The 3117-nt window shown below is 43.5% G+C and carries 5 protein-coding genes; all 5 read right to left on the reverse strand.

The window, feature by feature from the left end; all coding sequences use genetic code 11:
- Positions 1-236: 236 nt before the first annotated feature.
- A complete protein-coding gene (locus B3N33_RS03440; protein ID WP_292590521.1) occupies positions 237-512 on the reverse strand; it encodes a type II toxin-antitoxin system RelE family toxin in 276 nt (91 codons plus the stop codon).
- Positions 496-783 carry a hypothetical protein gene (locus B3N33_RS03445; RefSeq protein ID WP_292592179.1) on the reverse strand — a complete coding sequence of 96 codons (288 nt, stop codon included), beginning with the start codon at positions 781-783 and terminating at the stop codon, positions 496-498. The genes B3N33_RS03440 and B3N33_RS03445 overlap by 17 nt, the downstream gene beginning before the upstream one ends.
- A gap of 227 nt (positions 784-1010) precedes the next feature.
- A complete protein-coding gene (locus B3N33_RS03450; RefSeq protein ID WP_292592180.1) occupies positions 1011-1748 on the reverse strand; it encodes a nucleotidyl transferase AbiEii/AbiGii toxin family protein in 738 nt (245 codons plus the stop codon).
- On the reverse strand, positions 1745-2059 hold the full coding sequence (locus B3N33_RS03455) for a nucleotidyl transferase AbiEii/AbiGii toxin family protein (protein ID WP_292592181.1): 315 nt from the start codon (positions 2057-2059) through the stop codon (positions 1745-1747). Before B3N33_RS03455 ends, B3N33_RS03450 begins: the two co-directional genes overlap by 4 nt.
- Positions 2046-2846, reverse strand: a complete 801-nt coding sequence (locus B3N33_RS03460; protein ID WP_292592182.1) for a DUF6577 family protein — start codon at positions 2844-2846, stop codon at positions 2046-2048. The genes B3N33_RS03455 and B3N33_RS03460 overlap by 14 nt, the downstream gene beginning before the upstream one ends.
- Positions 2847-3117: the final 271 nt, after the last annotated feature.

A 3117-nucleotide genomic window follows, 5' to 3' on the forward strand; every position in this document is an offset into this window, starting at 1 on the left:
AAACGGAATTCAACAAACCTCTGCGCCAAATCATAAATAGGAGTCTGACCCTATTTAACACAAATTTATATTTTAGAGTTTGTATGTACTAAAACTGCACAAATTGGAACATCGCGTTCCCGCAAGTCCTGAAGCAAGTCCCCTGTGAAAAGGATTCCATTGAAAATAGAAGCTAACATTAGAATGATAGCAGATTTGGTTTTTTGATCACAGAAAGGGATCTATAGAAACTTCTCTTATCTATATGCATCTCCGCGCTTGATTATCTGAACCACAAGAATTACAAACTCATCTCCTCGCACCTGGAAAATGACTCTGTAATCACCGACCCTCAATCGAAGTAGTCCGTAGTATTTACCCGAAAGACTTTTAACGTCCGGTTTCTCCATCGCCTTTCCGTCGTAGTAATCTACAAGCTGTTGGAAGCTTTTGTCTATTCTATTCTTGACCGCGGTATTGAGCTCTTCATGTTGCCGTTTGCCCACTCTCGTGAAGCTAATCCGGTAACTCATAGCTATCGACGATTTCCAGATCCTCTTCCGTCATCTGATCCAGTATCCTTGTGAGTTCCTCATTCTCTTCGGGGTCGCATGGTTCGGCGTTAGCCATTATCTTGAAGTACAGAGAGTTGTAGCCTTCGGTCTTTATGAGATTCCATAGAGCCGTCTCAATGATTTCACTGGCGCTTTTGCCCTGTACACGACCTAGCTCCTTCAGAACCTTCCATGAAGAAGGCGTCATCATGATATTGTGTCTCTCTTTCGTTTCCTGAATATCTTTCATGCGATCACCGCCTTATACACACTATGTGTGTATTGAGTATAACACGAAAACATATGATCTCCTGCTTTAGGTCAAAACTGTCAGGCTCACTATTTGAATGGCTACGGGTCACTCAACCGATTGGTGGTAAAGCCGTTACAGCAATAGTGGAAACTGCCATTCCTAGAGGACAGGTTGCTATTGGCACGCCCGTTTTGCAACCAACCTGAATAAAATCTCGGTGACACTCATTGTCTGGTAGAATTGCCGATCTGCTCTATAGCTTTGCTGAAGTATGCGTAGGCCTCAGGACTCACCGCGGATAATTTGTTTAGAAATGTAAACGACTCGTCGGTAATCCTTACGAAGAGCTCATCACCGGACCACCTGAACAGGGCATCACTTTCCCCGAGCAAACAAGCAGATAGATAAGCCACTTTAGCGGCATCGGAAAAGAATTTTGTCTGTTTGTAGTTGAAACCAAGAATATGTGACGACAGACTCGATCTTCCTGAATCCAGTTCTCCGTAATGATCTGGCTCTCTCTTTCCCCTGGCGCCAATTAGGAGTGCCGTCTCAAATACGTCCTTCAGAATATCCTCTGGAGCTAGAGACTCTATTCCGCGGTAATGAGCCTCAGTTAAGGCGATTCTCTTAAACGTATCCCTTACAGTTCTAGTGTTTTTGTGATAATCAAAGAGCGTTGCAATATCGAAGAGCTGCTTGCAGATCTCCATTCCTTTTTGCGAACCGTAAGGAATTCCTATAGTGTTGGGTGCAAAAGCCGTTATCTTGTCCCCAATTATCGCATCTATAGAAGGTGTTCTTACATTGGTCACCGGGTCCTCAGTCTGAAATATCGAGCTTCTGATTGGTGTCGAAATTAACTCGGTGTGCATAGGTCTCTCATACAAGACATCTAGTAGAATATATGCGTTCTTCTGACTGGGGTTGATCGAGTCATAATAGAACTTATAATGCCTCACGGGAAAGACAGTCTTTCGATATCCTCTTCATAGCGAAAGAACTTACCGGTCGAAACGACTTTGTCCAAAGCAGTGCTGAAGTCTGCTTCAGGCTCAACAATGATATCTATATCAATGGATAAACGCTGAATTCTATCCAAGAGCAGGATTAGGGAAGTTCCTCCTTTGAACGTTAGATCCACACCGTTGATTATCAGCAACTCCAGAAGCTGAAGACCCTTAATCGTCTTTTCTAGCAGTATCTGGTCACAACCCAGCTTAACTCGTTTAGCCTCAAGATACTCCCTGGTCAAACAACTATCGGAGATCATCCAATACCTCCCTGTAACCTGTCAGCTTCTTTGAGGTAAGGTAGTCAGACATTTCCTGTTTTTTACCTCTCCTTGTGGCATATCTTATGATGGTATTTACGTTCAGAGCGTATGTATTGAAGGCATTTCTGAAAACTCTGTCCATTTCGACACCACCAAAAGGCTCAAGAACGGGCCCCCCTGAGAATAAATCCACAAGCATTTTTTCGAGCCTCGGTACGATGACTCCATCACTCTCCCTTACCGGTGCTTCAGTGATGAGTCTTCCGACAACTATTGCGGGAGACTGACCTGAAACATACAGATCGATATCTTCGGCAGAGGGATTTAGGAGTAGCAGAGTTCCGGTAAGAGAGGAGTTCTTCTCCAACGATTCCTGAAGCACTTCAAAGACGGCCCTTTCAGTTTCTCTTTCCGATTCAACAACTATGGTCTGCATAAAGGCTATATGAAGTGCAAACTCGTTCAACCAGGAAGGCCTCCAGACACATATTCTCGTTAGCGGCAGCCGTTTCCTTAGCTCGAGATATACTTTTCTAAGAGTTTGGTCTATCTCTGGCGTATAATCGTACAGCTTTTTGAGAGTGTACAGACCACGCCCGACAGGGGTTATGACTCCACGCCTTTTCAGAGCATTCAGTCTGGTACGGATAGTAACCGGGCTTATCTCTTCTCCTGGAAGAGTAAGAAATGGCTTGAGCTCCTCAGTAGTGAAGGAGTCCCTATCTTTAAGCTCTGAACTTATTCTCTTACCACTACGCTTTGAGGACCAGGTCTCGTCTTTCAAATCGATCAACTCACTTTTAGAACAATTGGCAATTTATAAACATATTGCCTTTTGTTCTAATTATAGCAGATATTCTTTCCTTTCCAAGCAGGAAAGACTAAGAGTACTTTTTAGAATGTGCTACCGTGTCAATCCGAATCTCTGGCTTCACCAGGTAATTTATCACAAGAGAATTCTGTTCAATATCAATCATTGGCAGCCCTGCAAAATAACCTGGTTCACCCCTTAAGCTTTTTGTAATCTTGCAGGTTCAATAATCTCTTTTTCATCG

The organism is Mesotoga sp. UBA5825 (assembly GCF_002432955.1).
Lineage (GTDB): Bacteria > Thermotogota > Thermotogae > Petrotogales > Kosmotogaceae > Mesotoga.